This is a genomic window from Streptomyces sp. DG2A-72, assembly GCF_030499575.1.
GTDB lineage: Bacteria > Actinomycetota > Actinomycetes > Streptomycetales > Streptomycetaceae > Streptomyces.
Genome location: NZ_JASTLC010000001.1, coordinates 5527723 through 5545140, shown reverse-complemented (window position 1 = coordinate 5545140; position 17418 = coordinate 5527723). Strand labels below are relative to the sequence as shown.

At 67.9% G+C, this 17418-nt stretch carries 15 protein-coding genes and 2 pseudogenes; 8 read left to right on the top strand and 9 right to left on the bottom strand.

Going from position 1 to position 17418, the window contains the following annotated elements; genetic code table 11:
* Positions 1-27: 27 nt before the first annotated feature.
* Positions 28-618, bottom strand: a complete 591-nt coding sequence (locus QQY66_RS26540; protein ID WP_301982801.1) for a DUF2617 family protein — start codon at positions 616-618, stop codon at positions 28-30.
* Positions 619-1002: 384 nt separating this feature from the next.
* Positions 1003-1263, bottom strand: coding sequence for a hypothetical protein (locus tag QQY66_RS26535; protein ID WP_301982800.1), 261 nt, complete (start codon positions 1261-1263; stop codon positions 1003-1005).
* Positions 1264-1392: 129 nt separating this feature from the next.
* Here QQY66_RS26535 and QQY66_RS26530 point away from each other — a divergent pair, with 129 nt between their 5' ends.
* Positions 1393-2583 (top strand): pyridoxal phosphate-dependent aminotransferase, encoded by a 1191-nt coding sequence (locus QQY66_RS26530; protein WP_301982799.1) that lies wholly within the window; start codon positions 1393-1395, stop codon positions 2581-2583.
* Positions 2584-2684: 101 nt separating this feature from the next.
* Here the strand turns inward: QQY66_RS26530 and QQY66_RS26525 are convergent, their stop codons facing one another.
* The 3 genes and pseudogenes from QQY66_RS26525 to QQY66_RS26515 form a co-directional block, all read right to left on the bottom strand.
* On the bottom strand, positions 2685-3212 hold the full coding sequence (locus QQY66_RS26525; RefSeq protein ID WP_210579884.1) for a YbjN domain-containing protein: 528 nt from the start codon (positions 3210-3212) through the stop codon (positions 2685-2687).
* Positions 3213-3476: 264 nt separating this feature from the next.
* Complete coding sequence (gene clpB, locus QQY66_RS26520) at positions 3477-6074, bottom strand: ATP-dependent chaperone ClpB (protein ID WP_301982798.1); 2598 nt, start codon at positions 6072-6074, stop codon at positions 3477-3479.
* Positions 6075-6373: 299 nt separating this feature from the next.
* Positions 6374-6674 (bottom strand): annotated as a pseudogene (locus tag QQY66_RS26515) ((2Fe-2S)-binding protein).
* A gap of 393 nt (positions 6675-7067) precedes the next feature.
* Here QQY66_RS26515 and QQY66_RS26510 point away from each other — a divergent pair.
* Both QQY66_RS26510 and QQY66_RS26505 read left to right on the top strand, forming a co-directional pair.
* A pseudogene (locus tag QQY66_RS26510) lies at positions 7068-8011 on the top strand (helix-turn-helix transcriptional regulator).
* 23 nt (positions 8012-8034) lie between these two features.
* The gene (locus QQY66_RS26505; protein ID WP_301982797.1) at positions 8035-9018 is read left to right on the top strand and encodes a helix-turn-helix transcriptional regulator; all 984 of its coding nucleotides are present in this window, start codon (positions 8035-8037) and stop codon (positions 9016-9018) included.
* Here the strand turns inward: QQY66_RS26505 and QQY66_RS26500 are convergent.
* Positions 8981-10003, bottom strand: a complete 1023-nt coding sequence (locus QQY66_RS26500; RefSeq protein ID WP_301982796.1) for a helix-turn-helix transcriptional regulator — start codon at positions 10001-10003, stop codon at positions 8981-8983. The genes QQY66_RS26505 and QQY66_RS26500 overlap by 38 nt on opposite strands.
* Before the next feature lie 334 nt (positions 10004-10337).
* On the opposite strand from QQY66_RS26500, the gene QQY66_RS26495 reads away from it, so the two are divergent.
* The 4 genes from QQY66_RS26495 (at position 10338) to QQY66_RS26480 (ending at position 13463) form a co-directional block, all read left to right on the top strand.
* On the top strand, positions 10338-10676 hold the full coding sequence (locus QQY66_RS26495) for a hypothetical protein (protein ID WP_301982795.1): 339 nt from the start codon (positions 10338-10340) through the stop codon (positions 10674-10676).
* 159 nt (positions 10677-10835) lie between these two features.
* A complete protein-coding gene (locus QQY66_RS26490; protein WP_301982794.1) occupies positions 10836-11537 on the top strand; it encodes an ATP-binding cassette domain-containing protein in 702 nt (233 codons plus the stop codon).
* Positions 11534-12784, top strand: a complete 1251-nt coding sequence (locus tag QQY66_RS26485; protein WP_301982793.1) for a hypothetical protein — start codon at positions 11534-11536, stop codon at positions 12782-12784. Before QQY66_RS26490 ends, QQY66_RS26485 begins: the two co-directional genes overlap by 4 nt.
* On the top strand, positions 12777-13463 hold the full coding sequence (locus tag QQY66_RS26480) for a hypothetical protein (protein ID WP_301982792.1): 687 nt from the start codon (positions 12777-12779) through the stop codon (positions 13461-13463). Before QQY66_RS26485 ends, QQY66_RS26480 begins: the two co-directional genes overlap by 8 nt.
* Positions 13464-13557: 94 nt before the next feature.
* On the opposite strand, the gene QQY66_RS26475 is transcribed toward QQY66_RS26480, so the two are convergent.
* A complete protein-coding gene (locus QQY66_RS26475; RefSeq protein WP_301982791.1) occupies positions 13558-14442 on the bottom strand; it encodes an IS630 family transposase in 885 nt (294 codons plus the stop codon).
* A 306-nt stretch (positions 14443-14748) separates the two neighbouring features.
* On the opposite strand from QQY66_RS26475, the gene QQY66_RS26470 reads away from it, so the two are divergent.
* A complete protein-coding gene (locus tag QQY66_RS26470) occupies positions 14749-15060 on the top strand; it encodes a hypothetical protein (protein WP_301982790.1) in 312 nt (103 codons plus the stop codon).
* A gap of 339 nt (positions 15061-15399) precedes the next feature.
* Here the strand turns inward: QQY66_RS26470 and QQY66_RS26465 are convergent, their stop codons facing one another.
* Both QQY66_RS26465 and QQY66_RS26460 read right to left on the bottom strand, forming a co-directional pair.
* A complete protein-coding gene (locus tag QQY66_RS26465; protein ID WP_301982789.1) occupies positions 15400-15939 on the bottom strand; it encodes a PadR family transcriptional regulator in 540 nt (179 codons plus the stop codon).
* A 387-nt stretch (positions 15940-16326) separates the two neighbouring features.
* Positions 16327-17007, bottom strand: coding sequence for an adenylate kinase (locus QQY66_RS26460; protein ID WP_301982788.1), 681 nt, complete (start codon positions 17005-17007; stop codon positions 16327-16329).
* Between the last annotated feature and the right edge of the window lie 411 nt (positions 17008-17418).

The following is a 17418-nucleotide window of genomic DNA, read 5'->3' as shown; positions in this document are numbered from 1 at the left end:
TTCGTCACCCACACGTGTGGAGTCTGTTTACAGTCGGCGGATACCGGTTTGGGCCGCGAACTCCCCCGCGCCCAGGCGGGCGGACACCGGCGACGGGCTCGGCCGGCCCGCCGGCACCCGCACCCCGACCCGCGTCCGCGTCGCCACCAACTGCCCGTCCTGCGGGTACGCGTGCCAGGTCCGCCAGTGCACCTGCCCCTCGTGCCGCTGGGCCAGCAGCGCGGTGAAGGCGTGCGGGCTGCCGGGGAAGACTCCGGCGAGGCCGTGCGGATGGTCGGAGACGAGGGCCAGCAACTCCTGTGCGCGGCCCGCGAAGGAGCCCGGGGAGAGGATCTCGACGCGTGCCGCGAACTCGTACTCCCAGTCGCCCGCCCGCTTGGCGACACCGAGCGGCAGCGGAGTGCTGCTGCCCGGAATGCATGCCACCGTCTCCGAGCAGACGCCCCGTTCCTCCTCCAGGAGCACCTGGTGGGACGCGCCGAGCAGTCTCAACTGGAGCTTGGTCCCGGTCAGTTCGAGGTCGAGGGTGGCCAGTGCGGGAAGCGGCTCACGCCCCAGGGCCCAGGCGAGGTCGGCCGCGCGCGTGTCGGTGTACGAGGTTTTCAGGGTCGTGAGCATGGGTCGGCTCCGCTAGCACGCAAAGAAAAAGGGAGGGGTGGGTCCGGCACTTCCCGGTCCACGCCGGTAGATCAGCCCGGTCAGCCCGGTCGGGAACAGGTGTTCGCGGGACGTCCGAGGGGCTGCTTTGGTGATATAGAGGGAATCATGAACTGAGGCGCCTCCACAGCGTTTTTACCCAACTTCGTAGGGTTTCCATCCCTCAGTGGGCTCCACAGCTCAACTGTTCAACCACGGCGTGCGCCTCAGCGCATATGGCGCGCGCCTCAGCGCACGAGCGCCCGCCGGGAGCTGTCCCCGGCGGGCGCGATGCGGGCCCGGCAGCAGGCGCGGGCCACGTGGTCGGATGCGGTTCCCCCTTCGGGGGAGCTCAGCTGCCCCGTGTCAGCTGCCTCCACCACCGCATCCGCCACCCCCACCGCCGCCCCCGCACGACGATCCACCACCACAGGACGACCCGCCGCCGCACGACGAGCCGCCGCCACTGTCTCCCCCGCCGACCCACCAGCTCCCGCCGCCGGCGGCGCCGCTCCCGCCGTACCGCCCCGCGCGCAGGCGACGCGTCCGGCCGCTCCTGCGCGCATTGGCGAACAGGGCCGCGAAGAGCAGGACGATGAAGACCGTCAGGATGATGCCGATGGTCATGGCGTCACCCTCCTTCCGTTTACCTCGGAGCGACCCCCCGTGGGCGCTCCGTTGGTTGCGTGACCTGGGCATGCCCGGCCGCCTTGGCTGTCAAAGCAGAGTTGAGGAAGTCCAGAGCTTGGGCGCAGGATGACCGGCATGACCTCAAGCGCACGCCCGCTCCTCAACCGCCGGCTCGCCGAGTTCGGGACGACGATCTTCGCCGAGATGTCCGCGCTCGCCCTGCGGACCGGGTCGATCAATCTGGGCCAGGGCTTCCCCGACACCGACGGGCCCGACGAAGTCCGGGAGGCGGCGGTGCGCGCCCTGCGCGACGGCCGCGGCAACCAGTACCCGCCGGGTCCCGGCATCCCCGAGCTGCGCGGCGCCGTCGCGGCGCATCAGCGGCGGCGGTACGGGCTGTCGTACGACCCGGACCGTGAAGTCCTGGTGACGGCGGGCGCGACCGAGGCGATCGCCGCCTCTCTCCTGGCCCTGCTCGAACCCGGCGACGAGGTGATCGCCTTCGAGCCGTACTACGACTCCTATGCGGCCTGCATCGCGATGGCGGGCGGCACGCGCGTGCCGGTCACTCTCCGTCCGCACGACGGCAGCTTCCGCCTCGACCTCGACGAGCTGCGCGACGCGGTGACCGACCGCACCCGCCTCCTGCTGATCAACACCCCGCACAACCCGACCGGCACCGTCCTCACCCGGGAGGAGCTGACCGCGATCGCCGAGCTGGCCATCGAGCGGGATCTGCTGGTGGTCACGGACGAGGTGTACGAGCACCTGGTCTTCGACGACGCCGAGCATCTGCCGCTGGCCACGTTCCCCGGCATGCGCGAGCGGACCGTCACCATCGGCTCGGCCGGGAAGTCCTTCTCCTTCACCGGCTGGAAGGTCGGCTGGGTGACCTCGACGCCGGAGCTGGTCACGGCGGTGCGGTCGGCGAAGCAGTTCCTGACGTACGTCTCCTCCGGCCCGTTCCAGTACGCGGTCGCCGAGGCGCTGAAGCTCCCGGACTCGTACTTCACGGCCTTTCGGGAGGACATGCTGGTCAAGCGGGACCTGCTGGCGGCGGGGCTTGTGGAGAGCGGCTTCGAGGTGTTCAAGCCCGCCGGCACCTACTTCATCACCACCGACATCCGCCCCCTCGGCGAGAGTGACGGCTTCGCCTTCTGCCGCGCGCTGCCGGAGCGCGCCGGGGTGGTTGCCATCCCGAACGCCGTCTTCTACGACCACCGGGAGGCGGGCGCACCCTTCGTACGGTTCGCGTTCTGCAAGCAGACGGGCGTGCTGGAGGAGGCGGTGAAGCGGTTGAAGGCGCTGGCCGGCTGAGATCAGCAGAGTTTTCCACAGGCTGTGGACGGCGAGAGCCCGGCCCCGGCACGCGGCCGCGGTGGCCCGTGCCCTGGCCGGGCTCCGCTGAGGACCAGGACTTACTCGTCGTCCTCGGGCTTCTCCGCTTCGTTGACCTCCTGCTCGAGGCCGAGCTGCTCCACGAGCCACTTGTCGAACTCGATCGCGGCCCGCACCCAGCTGACCGTGGACGAGACGAAGTGCTCCAGGCTCACGCCCGTGCCGATCAGCATCTGGGCCTCGCCGATCAGGCGGACGGTGCCGTCGTCATGGGTGTGGCTGTACACCTTGGGCCACAGGGTCCGCCGGTTCCAGTCGTCGATGGACTCCAGCAGCTGCGGCTTCTCGTCGATCTGGTGGGGCCGGTCGTAGAACGTCCGCACCGAGAAGACCTGCTGGTCACCCTCGCCGCGGAACATGAAGTACGTACGGAACTGCTCCCACGGTGCGACGAGGTCACCCTCCTCGTCCACGAGGTGCTTCAGCTCCATCTGGTCGAGGAGCTGCTTAACGAGGTCCTGATCCGGGACGACGGGGCCCGCCGGTCCTTGGGGCTGCGGCTCGGGCTGGCCCCCGAAGTTCGGAATCGAGGACGGGTCGATGGTCACCGTGAATTTCCCTTCGTACGGATTCCGCCATCCTCCCCCACTAGGGGACCCGCTTGGCAACCCCGACAGGAAGTGTCAGCCGTCAGCGGACAGGATCTGTCCGGTAGGGGACGTCAGCTGTACGCAGGTGGTCGGTGGTCGGCCTCATCCTGGGGCTGCCGACGGCGCTCGTGGCCGGCGGCCTCACGCTGCTCGCGATCTGGGTGCCGGCCCTGTGGCACGGGGAGCTCCGTTCGGGTGCTCCCCGTGCCCCGCTCAGCGGGTTCAGAGGGTCTTGCCGCTCGCCGGTCCGACGATCAGCCCCTCCCCGAAGGAGTCCACCCGGACCGTGTCGCCGTCCTTGACCTCGCCCGCGAGGATCTCCTTGGCGAGCCGGTCGCCGATCGCGGTCTGGACCAGTCGGCGCAGCGGGCGGGCGCCGTAGGCGGGATCGTTGCCCTCGTCGGCCAGCCAGGCGAGCGCCTCGGGCGTCACCTCCAGGGTGAGCCGCCGCTCGGCGAGCCGCTTGGCGAGGCGGTCGATCTGGAGCCCGGCGATGCGCTCCAGCTCCGCCTTGGTCAGCGTGGAGAAGACGACCAGGTCGTCCAGCCGGTTGAGGAACTCCGGCTTGAAAGACGCCCTCACCACCTCCAGCACCTGCTGCTTCTTCTCCTCCTCGCTGGTCAGCGGCTCCACCAGGAACTGGCTGCCGAGGTTCGAGGTGAGGACCAGGATGGCGTTGCGGAAGTCGACCGTCCGTCCCTGACCGTCCGTCAGACGGCCGTCGTCCAGCACCTGGAGCAGGATGTCGAAGACCTCGGGGTGCGCCTTCTCGACTTCGTCGAGCAGCACGACGCTGTACGGCCGCCGCCGCACCGCCTCGGTGAGCTGACCGCCCTCCTCGTAGCCGACGTATCCGGGCGGCGCGCCGACCAGCCGGGCCACGCTGTGCTTCTCGCTGTACTCCGACATGTCGATCCGGACCATGGCCCGCTCGTCGTCGAAGAGGAAGTTGGCGAGCGCCTTGGCGAGTTCGGTCTTGCCGACACCGGTGGGGCCGAGGAAGAGGAAGGAGCCGGTGGGCCGGTCGGGGTCGGCGATGCCGGCACGGGTGCGGCGTACGGCGTCCGAGACCGCCTGCACGGCCTCGCTCTGCCCGATCAGGCGGCGGCCCAACTCCTCCTCCATCCGCAGGAGTTTCTGCGTCTCGCCCTCCAGGAGGCGGCCCGCGGGGATGCCGGTCCAGGAGCCGACGACGTCGGCGATGTCGTCCGGGCCGACCTCCTCCTTCACCATGGTGTCCTTGCCGACCTCCTCCTCGGCTTCGGAGGCGGCCTCCAAGTCCCGTTCCACGGCGGGGATCTCGCCGTACAGCAGCTTGGACGCGGAGTCGAAGTCACCGTCGCGCTGGGCCCGTTCGGCCTGTCCGCGCAGTTCGTCGAGCTTCTCCTTCAGCTCGCCGACCCGGTTGAGGGACTGCTTCTCCTTCTCCCAGCGGGCGGTCAGGCCGCGCAGCTCCTCCTCCTTGTCGGCGAGGTCGCGGCGCAGCTTCTCCAGGCGCTCGCGGGAGGCCGGGTCGGTCTCCTTGCCGATCGCCAGCTCCTCCATCTTCAGCCGGTCCACGACACGCTGGAGCTCGTCGATCTCGACGGGCGAGGAGTCGATCTCCATCCGCAGCCGGGAGGCGGCCTCGTCGACGAGGTCGATGGCCTTGTCGGGCAGGAAGCGGGAGGTGATGTAACGGTCGGAGAGCGTGGCCGCCGCGACGAGCGCGCTGTCCGCGATGACGACCTTGTGGTGGGCCTCGTAGCGCCCCTTGAGCCCGCGCAGGATAGCGATCGAGTCCTCTACGGTCGGCTCGGCGACCAGCACCTGCTGGAAGCGCCGCTCCAGCGCCGCGTCCTTCTCGATGCGCTCGCGGTACTCGTCGAGGGTCGTCGCACCGACCATGCGCAGCTCACCGCGGGCGAGCATGGGCTTGAGCATGTTGCCGGCGTCCATGGCGGAGTCACCGCCGGCTCCGGCGCCCACGACGGTGTGCAGCTCGTCGATGAAGGTGATGATCTGCCCGTCCGAGCCCTTGATCTCGGCGAGCACGGTCTTCAGTCGCTCCTCGAACTCACCGCGGTACTTGGCCCCGGCGACCATGGCGCCCAGGTCCAGCGCGACGAGCCGCTTGTCCTTGAGCGACTCGGGCACATCGCCCTTCACGATCCGCTGGGCGAGCCCTTCGACGACGGCGGTCTTGCCGACGCCGGGCTCACCGATGAGGACGGGATTGTTCTTCGTACGGCGGGACAGCACCTGCACCACCCGCCGGATCTCCTGGTCCCGCCCGATGACCGGGTCGAGCTTGCCTTCCCGCGCCGCCGCGGTGAAGTCGGTGCCGAACTTCTCGAGCGCCTTGTACTGGCCCTCGGGGTCGGGTGTGGTCACGCGTCGCCCTCCCCTGCTCTTCTGGAACGCCTCCAGCAGCTTCTTCGCACTGGCGTCCTGCTGGGAGAGTACGTCGCCGGCCTGACCCCCCTTCGCGGCGATACCGATGAGGAGGTGCTCGGTGGAGAGGTACTCGTCCCCCAGCTCCTTGGCCTTGGCCTGCGCGTCCGCGATCACGGCCAGCAGCTCGCGGCTGGGCTGCGGCGGCGCGACGGTGGACCCGGTCACGCTGGGCAGCCCGGCGAGGATCTTCTCCGCGCCGGCCCGTACGGCGGCCTGGTCGGCGTCGACGGCGGCGAGCAGGTCGGTGATGTTCTCGTTCTCCTGCCCCGCGAGCAGCGCGAGCAGCAGATGCGCCGGGGTGAGATCGGGGTGTCCCTCTTGCACGGCCCGGTTACTGGCCGCGTTGATGGCGTCCCGGCTCCGGTTGGTCAGCTCGGCGTCCACGTATCCGTTCTCCTCCTAGGCGTCAGCCGTCCACACTGACGTGAGCAACGTACACAAAGTTGAGTCTATTCCACTCAAGTAGGTGTACGGGAGGTTAGGCGGCTAAGTTCCGGCGTCATGGACATACGTTCCCGGGGCAAGGTCGACTCGGGTGATCGCAGTGTTTTCCAGCCACAGACCGACTGTGTCGATGTCCCGAAATATCCCGCAAAACTGCAGCGGCGTCACCGTGTTCAGGTCACGGTGACGCCGCTGCGGGGGGAAGCACCTGAGCGATCTGTTACGACGGGGGAATCGCGTCAGGCACTGCGGGGGGTGGCTGGGACGGCCTGTGGGGCGGCCGGGGCCTCGGGCTCGGCCAGCTGGTGGTCACGCTGGTCGAGGTTCACAAAGATCATTCCATATCGGATGGCACACCTCACCGGCTGCGGCGCCCCCCCGAGGACGCCGCAGACACCGGTACGCCCGGACGTCCTCGTCCTCGTCCCGCGTGACGACGACCGGCTCACCGAAGACGGTCACCATCAGCGAGTCACCGCTGTGGGGGATGGCGGTGGCGAGGTCGATGAAGTGCCAGCCGGAGCGGTAGGCGGTCGCCATTTCACGGCGGAAGGAGCGGTCGTCGGGTGGGGTGGCCACGTCAGCTCCCGGCTCCATCTGTCGTAGCGTTCGAGTTGCCGGCTTCGGCGTTCACGGCCACGTTCGGCCAGCTGCTGTTCGCCCGAGAATCGTCCTTCACATCGGAGAGGCCACTCAGCGCACCGAGGGCCACAACGGCGGAGAAGGCGGCGACAAGCAGCGATCGAAGCATTCTGTTACGCATAGTCGGCTTCGTCCTCACTTGAAGGTCCCCTTTTCCCCCGTCAGGTAAGACGATGGCTCATTCAGGCACGTCATGGCCACACAATCGATGCATCATGTTCCTGCATGTTCAGGACCCTGGGGGGTGGAGATTTGGTGGCGAATGAGACAAAGGCGACACATCCCCATTCGATGACCGAGTGGTGCGAGGAGGGCAGCCGACTGTACGCCGCCGCTCTGCGTACCGGACGCATCGCTCGGACAGATGTGGAGCCCGCCCCTTGCCTGGTGGAATTCGCCCTGCTCCATCCCGATCCCGACGACCCGAACTGGTTGCGCCCGGTACCGCCGGTGATCGCCCTGTCCCGGCAGCTCAATCCTCTGGAACACGAGATAGCCGAGCGCAGGCGGCTGGCGGTCGAACTGTCAGCCATCTTTCAGCCCTACATGGCCTTGAGTACCCAGGTGGTCGCGACTAGTGACTCGATCACGGTGCTGGAGGGCGGCGAGCGGATAAACGCCGCCCTCAACATGGCCACAACCCAGTGCCAGACCGAGATGCTCACCGTCCAGCCGAGCGACCGCATGTCCGAGCGCAGCCTGGAGCGGGGGTTGGAGCGCGACAAGCCGCTGATCGAGCGCGGGGTGCGGATCCGCACCCTTTACCAGCACACGGCCCGGTACAACCCCGAACAACTGGCTTACGCGGCCCGGCTCTCCGACGGCAAGGCGGAGTACCGCACCATCGACGAGCTGGTGGAACGTCTGATCATCTGTGACGAGGCGGTGGCCTTCATCCCCGCCCGGGACGATCAACAGGTTGCCCTGGAGCTGCGCCACCCCGGCCTCATCCGCTATCTGATCAAGCTCTTCGAGTACCTGTGGGACCGGTCCGTCCCCCGAGTGCCGGCACCCCGTACGAGGCAGCCTCCGACGGCATCACCGACATCCAGCACTCCATCGCCAAACTCCTGGTCGAGGGCCACGTCGACGAGGCCATCGCCCGCCGCCTCGGCATGAACGTACGCACCTGCCGGGCCCACATAGCCAAACTGGCCAACGCCCTCGGCAGTGGCAGCCGCGCCCAACTCGGCTATCTCATAGCTCAGTCGGGGATCCTGAAGCAGGACCAATAGGCACAGCGAGGAGACAGCCACACGTGACAGAGGCGCACATACACGGAGCGGAGGAGATGTGCGACGGGGGCCTGGAGCTGTACGCCCACGCCCTGCGCGAGGGGCGAGTGCCTGCCGAGGCCGTGGCAGCGGCGCCCTGTCTCATCGACTTCGGACTGCTGCAGCCGGACGCCGGGGACCCACGGTGGCTGCTCCCCATGGCGCCGGCTTTTGCCCTCCATCGTCTGCTGCGCGTCGTCGAGGACCGCATCGCCGACGAGCGACGTATCGAGGAGCGGCTGGCAGCCACGTTCCAGCCGTTGATGCGGGTCAAGAGCCGCCATACGACAGTGACGGACACCCCGACGATCACAGCCCTCAGTGGCACGGAGCAGATCAACCGAGCCATCAGCCAGGCCATGGCCGACGCGACCCGCGAAGTCCTCTGCGTCCAGCCCAACACGCACTACTCCGACCAACGTGGTGAGACAGCCCAGTCCGTGGCCTTCGCCCGCGATCAGGCCCTGCTCGACCGCGGCGGCCGCATCCGCACCCTCTACCAGCACACGCAGCGCCAGATACCCCTCGTCCTGGCCCGCTATGAGCGACTCAGTGGTGATGCCGAGGCCCGCACGCTCGACGAGCTCACCGACCGCCTGATCATTGTCGACCGTGCCGTCGCCTTCATCCCCGCCAACCCCGACGGCACCGTGGCCCTGGAGATCCGCCACCCCGCGATCGTCGGCTACCTGGCCACCACGTTCGACCGCCTCTGGCGCCTCGCCACCCCCATGTACCCCGAAGCCGTCCAACGCCCCACCCTCGACGGCATCACCCCCCGCCAGCGCGCCATCGCAAGCCTCCTCGTCGAAGGCCACACCGACGCCGTCATAGCCCAGCGCCTAGGTATGAACATCCGCACCGCCCGCGTGCACATCGCCAAGCTCGCGACGACCCTGGGCAGTGACAGCCGGGCCCAACTCGGTTACCTCATCGGACAGTCGGGGATTCTTGACCGGGAAGCGTGAGCGCGCGGGGCGGACCATCGAGCCCCACCTGAGCGATACGGACGCCCAGTTGAGTGCGGCTGGCCGCGCCCAGGGTCTCCGAAAGACGCGCGATGTGGGCACGGCACGTCCGGACGCTTATCCCCAGCCGCTCGGCGATCACCGCGTCCTGGTGGCCCTCGGCGAGCAGCGCGGCGATGGACTGCTCCCGGTGTGAAATGCCCTCGATCCCGGTGTCCGGAAGGGGGGCCGTCAACGGAATCGCCAGTCGCCACAACCGCTCGAAGACCGTCACCAGGTAGCCGACGAGCGCCGGATGACGCAGCTCCAGCGCCAGCGTGCGGTCCGCGTTGGCCGGGATGAAGGCCACCGTGCGGTCGAAGAGGATCAGCCGGTCGATGACCTCGTCGAGGGTCCTGGCCTCCACCGCGTCGCCCATCAGCTCCAGGTAGTTGAGCAGGCCCTGGCCGTGCCGGGCGACGTGAGTGTACAGGTCCCGCATGCGCACGCCCCGGCCGCGCAGGGCCAGGGCGCGATGGAGGCCCTCCGTCAGTTCGTGTTCGGGGCGGATGCCGCCCGGCTGCACGGTCAGCACCTCGGTCGTGCACGCCTCGGTCGCCTCGTCCATGGCGGCCTGGATACGGGAGAGACCGTCGAGGACCCGGATCGAGGTGCCCTCAGCGGACGCCGACGAAAGGCGCGGGCCGAGTCCGGCGAACCGCTCCACGGCCGCCACAGCCGAGCCGACCCGCCGCTGGCTCGCGCTGACCTCGTCGTACACCCCGCGCAGCAGCCGGGTCATGACCTCCTGCGGGGAGGTGGGGACCAGCCAGTCCATGTCGTCGGGGTCCGGGTGCAGCAGGGCGAGTTCGAGCAGGCACGGCACCGCCTCCGCGTCCTGCCGCCGCACGCGGCCCCGCCGTACGGCCCGGGAATACACGCGATCCCCGGCATCGCACAGTCGGTCAGCACCGTGTGGATGCTCGTCCGTCCTGTGCCCGGCCATCGCCCATCCCACCCCCGGTTCAGCCTCTTTGCAGCGCAACTATGAAGGGACCGGACCTGCTCCGCAACACGGCCCGGGTCCTGTGCCACGGCTCATCTACACAGCCTCAGGCTCAATAACCGCATCCCAATTACGACGCTTTGCGCGTTTTGTCGACCCTCATCATCAGGCATCCGCACATCATGAGGCTATCTGCGCGCGCCCATGCCGCGCATGGTTGGTCAAGCGGCAGCAAACAGAGGCTCCATGAGCCGCCGCATGTTCCTGCAGCAAAGACACCAAACGGAGAATTTGACACCGTGAAGGTCCTCGGTAATAGGAGAAGGGTTTCTTCATGCAGGTGAATTCCACCTTCCGCGCACGGACGGCGTCCACCCTCGCCGCACTGCTGGTAGTAGGCGGGGCAGCGGTCATGGTCGCACCTCAGGCCACGGCCGCCGGTGACGGTAACAAGGTGCACAACTGCTTTGGCCGTTGGTACAACACCGACTGGGACCAGAAGTGCAGCAGCCCCGGTGCGGCCTACGCCGGCACCTACGAGTCCAAGGCCATCTGCACCCTTGAGCCCGACAATTGGATGGAGCAGTGGCGGTCAAGAGGCAGCACCGCGACGTACGACGGCCACGACTGCGACTGGTCTGTGACGGGCGTACAAACCTGGTTCTACCAGTAAGCGTCGCACCGCCGCAGGCGGCCTGAAGCAGCAAAGCTGCGGCCCGTCTGCCCGCACTGCAATTGCGGGCAGACGGGCCGCGTTTCCAGCGTACTCACCACGGCGAGGTGCTATATGCACGTTCACATATCCGACCTCCGTCAGGGTTACCCGGGGCGTGTGGTTATCGAGGACCTCGACCTCGAACTCCGCCCCGGCGTGACAGGGCTTCTCGGACCCAACGGCGCAGGCAAGTCGACCTTGATGCGGACCCTGGCCACGGTGCAGCCACCACTGCGCGGCCGTATCGCTCTTGACGGCGTGGCCATCGACGGCGAGAAAGCTGCGCGGCATATCCGCCGCCGGATCGGCTATCTGCCGCAGCGGTTCGGATGGGATCCAGGGATGCGGGTACGTGACTTCGTCGAGTACGGCGCGTGGATGCGCGAGGTGCCTGGCGAACACCGGTCCCGGGCCGTGGAGCGGGCACTGGGCCAGGTTGACCTGGTGGACCGGAAGCACGAGCGGATGTCCCGGCTCTCCGGTGGCATGCGACAGCGTGCGGGGATCGCGTGGGCCATCGTCGGCGACCCGGGACTGGTGATACTGGACGAGCCCACTGTGGGCCTGGACCCGCGCCAGCGCCTGCAGTTCCGCCGGATCCTCGCCGGACTCACCGATACCACCGTCCTGCTGAGCACGCACCTGATTGACGATGTGGCCGCCGCATGCGACCACGTCGTCGTCCTGCACAGTGGACGGGTCCTCTTCGACGGCAAGGTGCCCGACATGGCGGACCGGGCCGGTGACGGTGCCGCCGGACACACCCCGCTGGAGCGTGCCTATATGGAACTCCTGCCGGAAGGAGAGCGGGCACTGTGACCTCCTTCCTTCTGGCGCTGCGCTCCTCCCCGCTGCGGTGGCTGCTCGTCCCCTTGGTTGCGCTCGATCTCACCCTCATCCTCGCCCGCGACGGCTACTGGCACGGCCTGTGGGGAGACACCGGCGCCGCGGGGCAGGTACCCACCCTCTTTCTGGGCGTCTTCGCCGCGGCCGCGGCCGCGTGGACCTCCTCGCTGCGCCGTCCGCCTGAGGTGGCGGAGACTCTGAGCGCGATGCCCCGGCCCGGACCACAGGCTGAACTGCCCCGCATTGCCGTGGTCCTGTGTGCCTTCCTCGTCCCATACCTGGTAGGGCAGGCAGTCTGCTTTGCGGTCACCGCGTCCTCATGGCCGCCCGGCTTCACCCAGTACCTGGGATATCTCCTGCTCGGTGTTTCGAGCTTGATGACGGCTACGGGGCTGGGCTGGGTTCTCGGGCGGCTGCTGTCCAGACGCTGGGGCCCGGCCGCCAGTGCGCTCGGCTGGCTGCTCATCGCCATGGCATTCGACACCGACCTCTCCGTGGTGAACGGCCCGGCCCGGATGCAACCGGACCTGCTGGAGATAAGCCTGCGCGCGGCGGCTGCACTGCTGCTGCTCGTCGCCTGCCTCTGGCTGCCGTATGGCCCGCGGATCACGCGAGTCAGCCCGCTACCAGGACTTGCCGTCGTCCTGGCACTCGCCGCGACCGCGGCAGCCGCCAGCAACCCGGTCGTCGACGAGCGGCATGGTTCCAGATCGAAGACCTGCGTCAAGGGCCGCACCGAGATCTGCCTGTGGCCCGAGGAAGAGAAGTACAAGACGATGGCCCAGGACGTGCTGACCCGGACTGAGCACCTGCCCCGGGAACTGGCCATGCCTAAGGCGGTGTATTCCCTCGGTCTTGTCTACACCATGGACCGAAGGTGGGGCGGCGACTTCGACCTGGACAGTGGCTCCACATGGGCGATGGCCGACGGGGTGACGATGGCGATCAGCGCGCAGACGTTCGCGGCCTGCCGGGAGAAGGACTTCAAGGGCTTTGAGGCGCAGCTGAAGGCCGACGATCAGTCGGTCCTCGCTCTGGAGCGGTGGCTTGAGAAGCGGCTGGCAGGTGGCGGAGAGCCGGAGTACAGGGAAGAGGGAATGACGGCATCCATGGAGAAAGCAGTGGAAACTGGCAAGGAGATGGCCGACCGGCCTGAGACGGAGCAGAGAGCGTGGGCCACGGCAACGGTGCGGCACGTCCTGGAGAAATACTGTGACTGACAGCCGCGTCGGCACGCGCATCGACGCGCTGCTGGCGGCCTGGCGGACCGGTCCGAGCAGGCGTTTTTACCCGCCGTGCGGCGTGCGGCGGCCGGGGAGCGTCCTGCTCTTGGTCCTGCTCAGCGGACTGGCCGTGGCCTGGCTGGGGGACAGGCTGGCCCCCCTGCCCACCGTGGCGGGCGCGCAGACCCCGGGGACTCCGAGCTGGCGAATGCTCGCCATGTTCGCGGGAGTCCTACCGGTACTGTCCCTGCACAGTCGCATGGCAGGGCTGGAGGCGGTCGGCACCACCCGCTTTCACCGCGGGAGGGCTTTGCGGCTGACGACGCTGTGGGCCACAAGCATGGCCGTCTTCCTGGGCGTCTGCGCCGTGTTTGTGGAGGGCCGGGTGCTGGAGGTCATGGCTGGCGCTCTCCCAGGATGGACCGGGCTGGGGCTGCTCAGTGGGCGCCTGCTCGGCTGGCGGCAGGGGTGGATTCTGCCCGCACTGGTGCTCTGCGTCGTCGGCTACTGGGGCGTCCAGGACGGAACGGGCAGCTACCCGTGGTGGGACTTCACCCGCTCACCCGTGGTGGAGCAGCCGATGGGTCTCGGGATCAGCCTGGGGCTGCTGGCTGCGGGGGTGATGGCCTACTGGATGACACCCTGGCGCTTGAGGGGGCTGCTCCGGCGGTTGTGACGAGGCGCCTTCCCCCGCTGGTGGTGTTGGTGTTTGTCAATCCCCTCGAGTCGAGCCATGGGGACCTTCCTATTGATCCGAAACTCAAAGGGTTCTATTCGAGAATGTAGCGGACGTGAGGGCCGCCGAAATAGCCGCGGACGATGTGCGGCTGGCGTTGGCGGCGGTGGAAGAACCGGCGGGTCTCGGCGGCGAGTTGGGCCTGGTCCCGAGCTCGGCTGTGCATGGGCAGGCTCCGTTTGAGGTCGGCGTTGACCAGTTCGTCGGGGTTCAGTTCAGGTGAGTACGACGGCAGGAAGTGCAGCTCGATCCGGTCGAGGTGATCGGCGAGCCAGGCGCGGACCTTGCAGGAGCGATGGGCGGCGAGCCGGTCCAGGAAGCGGCACATGACGTCGGCGTCGAAGGTCTCGGTGAACACCATGAAGTGCATCCGGCCCTTCGTGCTGATCGCGGACATCGCGTTGACGGAGAAGCGGTTGCCCGTGCGGCGCACGACGGGGGTGCACCCCTTTGCACCCCAGGTGCGGCCGGCGACCTGGTTGGAGCGAACGCCGACCTGGTCGGCGAAGAGGACCTCGCCGCCCTCGGCTTTCGCCTTCGCGCGGATCGCCGGCCACGTCTCCTCATGCCAGACCCTCACAGCCTCGGGATCCTGCTCGACGGCCGCTTTTCCGGGCGCTGGTAACGACAGGCCCCAGCGGCGCAGGTACTTGCCCACGCCCTGCTCGGTCAGCCGCACCCGGTACAGCTTCGCGATCAGATCCCCCACCCCGGCCCGCGTCCACAGCTGCCCCGCCAGCCCCAGGTCACAGGGCCGGTGATCCAGCAGGGCCTGCCGGATCGCCTGCTGCTCGACCGCATCGAGAACCTGATGTTCGCCGACCCGGCGTCCACGCGGCTGGGCCACGAACGCTTCGCGCCCGCTGGCCAGCCACTTCGCCCACCAGTTGTCCACCGCCTTGAGCGAGACCTGGAACACCGCCGCGACATCCTCACGAGTCCGGCCCGCCACCAACGCGGCCCACCGCCCGCAGCCGAAGGGCTTCCTGCGCCGACGGCGACAACTGCCGTGCATCCCCCACCAGTTCACTCACTCAGGGATCAACGACCCAGAACACCTACCGTTTCGGATCGATAACCACGACGGGGATGGGCCATGGCGTCACGCGTACCACCCTGCCTCAACGAAATGCAGTGGGCGCTGCGTTGCCTCGCCGCGCCCACTCTCACGATCGCAATCCACCTCAGCGAAGGAGTCTTCATGTGAAAGTGTGCAGGCATAGTAGTGGGTCTCTTTGCCGTCTCCACCTTCGTGGTCGGAATCCCGACCGCGGAGGCGAAGGTGTGCGCCTACATAAGCTGCTCCTTTGCCATCAACGGCTGGAAGACCGCCAAGATCTGTGACGGCGACGAGGACGGCAACTACGTCGAGAGCAACTACTACCGCGACAGCGGCAGCCACGGAACCGTTGCGGAGCACAGCGGCGTGGGCCACTGCAACGCAAGCGGCGACAGTAGCAACCTCGTCTACCGCCACCAGGCCCACCAGTTGCTCCGGACGCCTGGTCCAGCTTCGAGTACCGCTACTAGAAACTGACGGCGGTGGTGCAGGGCGTCAGGCCCTGCACCACCGCCGTTCACGGGTTTCGTGACCCCAGGAAATGTTGCATCCGAACGTTTATTCAGATGCGCTTTGACCTCGTCACCTTGTCATGAGACGTGCCAGCTGGGCAGGCGCTTTCGTTGGCATGTCCGGAACCTGGCGCCTTGTTTCCCTAACAGTTGGCGCCCCAGGGGCCTGGAATGATCCCTCCGTAACGCTGGTTTCGGTCGTTGAAGTCGCGGTTCACTTCAACATGGCTTGATTCACCCGACGGGTGCCCAGCCCGTCGTCCCATCCGCGACGATGCCCTCGTTTCTCCGGGCTGCCGATCCTTCAGGAGGCTCGCATCTCTTTCTCAAGCCCGCTCAGCTGGCCGGCGGTCGCGTCCATCCAGCGCAGGTCGGCATCGAGGTGAGCCACGGCGTAGTCCATGGACAGAGCGTCAGCCAGAGAAATGTCCACAGCGGTCCTCGCGGCGTTCAGCTCTGCTATCCGGGCTCGGTGGGCGGCGCGCTGGGCATCGAGGTAGTCAGCCGCAGAGCCCGACGGGCCTGCGAGAATCGCGACCACGATCTTGGCGAAGATCTCATTTGTCACGAAGGGCGCGGCCGGAGCAACTTCAGTAAGCCAGTCCCTCAGGCGAGTGCTGCCTTCGGCGGTTATCCGGTAGCGGATGCGTTCCCGGGCCCCAACTGCCTCCGCGCCTATCGCCTCAGCGAGCCCGTCGCGGACTAGGCGCTGCAGTGTCGTGTACACACGGCCGTATGCCAGTGGCGCGCCTTTAGAGAAGCGCGCATCGTGGCGCTTCTTGAGGTCGTAGCCATGGCCGGGACGGGAGGCGAGAAGCCCGAGCAGGACATGTGGGATGCTCACGAAGCGACCTTTATGTGCCGAAGACCGTGGGCATGAGCACGCGCCCGCCGCAGGCATCCGCAGATGGCCTACGCCTACGAACTCGGCGAACAGCGAGTGCTCGCCGGCCAGGAGCGACGCGACCGCGACCAGCGGCTCCGCGCGGCCGTGAGCGCTCGCGGAGTGGTCCCACGGGGTGGGAGCCGTTGTTTGCATCGTCTGCCGCGAACTGTGTTTCTAACGGGGGCGGCAACCTGCAACTGGCCAGAGAAAAGGATTGGTTCGAGTCTCCGCGCCCAGTGGTCCTGTCCAGATCTCGGCAATATACGGGGACCGACGCGGCGGCTTGGGCGGGCAAAGCTCGCAGTCGGCGGCGGCCGTCAGGGGCGGCCCTCCCCAAAGGATGGGTCAACAGTTCGACGCGCCGGAGGCATCGACCTGGCCCTGGCCTATCGCGACCAGTGCGCGGTCCAGGACCTCCTGGACCCGGCCGAGGGCCGAGATCGTGGTCACCAGACCCATAAGTTGGTAGTGGTCGACGACCGGCGCCGTCTCGCTGCGATAGACCTCCAGTCGCGTACGAACAGTTGCCTCGCGGTCGTCATCGCGCTGGTACAGCTCACCGCCGCAGACGTCGCAGGCTCCTGCCACTTCAGGCGGGCTGTAGTCGACGTGGAAGATGTGTTCGCGGTCCCGGCGGCACAGCCATCGTCCAGCGATCCGCCTGACTACCTCGGCCTCGGGAATCTCCAGATTGAGCACGGCATCCAGCCTCGACTCCAAGTCGGCCAGGATGCCGTCCAGCGCCTCCGCCTGGGCAAGATTGCGGGGGAAGCCGTCCAGCAGGAATCCGCGCTCGGCGTCTGGGCGGGCAAGGCGCTCTTTGATCACCCCGATCGTGACCTCGTCCGGCACCAGAAGGCCGGCGCGCATGTGCGTGTGGGCGTTCTGCCCGAGCGCCGTGCCCTGGTCGATGTGCTCGCGGAACAGCTCACCGGCGGAGATGTGCCGGATCGACAGATGCGCAGCAAGGCCCACTGCCTGCGTGCCCTTGCCGGCTCCGGGCTGCCCGATCAGGAGGATGCGCATCGATGAGGTGCCCCTTCGTCATGCGTGGTCAGAGTCAATCCCAGGGTTCGAAGTAGCTGGGCGTCGTGACAGCGTAGACGCCTTTTGTGCATCCCAGCAGATGATAGGCACCGTGAGGTCCTTTCGCCTGGGTGCCCAGGCATTTCCGTGGCGTGCCCCGGGATGCCAAACGGGTGTGGGCGCTTGTTGGCCCGGTGCCCGAGCGCAGCGAGCAAAGGGCGGCCCGCACGTGCGTGCACCGGCCCAAGAGGAGTCCACCGAAGACGATGGTGCCGGACTCGGTCTGTTCATCGTCGGGCGCAAGTGTCCCGGGGCCGCTGTCGGCGGTCGGCTCGCAGCGCGACGGAGAGGACGCCGAGATTGTGGAGCGCGATGGCCATGGCCCGGAGTACTTCCGGCTGAGTGTCCCGA

Coding starts and splice junctions, on each gene's coding strand:
- QQY66_RS26540 (WP_301982801.1), bottom strand. CDS start 618: ATGCTCACGACCCTGAAAACCTCGTACACCGACACGCGCGCGGCCGAC.
- QQY66_RS26535 (WP_301982800.1), bottom strand. CDS start 1,263: ATGACCATCGGCATCATCCTGACGGTCTTCATCGTCCTGCTCTTCGCG.
- QQY66_RS26530 (WP_301982799.1), top strand. CDS start 1,393: ATGACCGGCATGACCTCAAGCGCACGCCCGCTCCTCAACCGCCGGCTC.
- QQY66_RS26500 (WP_301982796.1), bottom strand. CDS start 10,003: ATGGCCGGGCACAGGACGGACGAGCATCCACACGGTGCTGACCGACTG.
- QQY66_RS26495 (WP_301982795.1), top strand. CDS start 10,338: ATGCAGGTGAATTCCACCTTCCGCGCACGGACGGCGTCCACCCTCGCC.
- QQY66_RS26460 (WP_301982788.1), bottom strand. CDS start 17,007: ATGCGCATCCTCCTGATCGGGCAGCCCGGAGCCGGCAAGGGCACGCAG.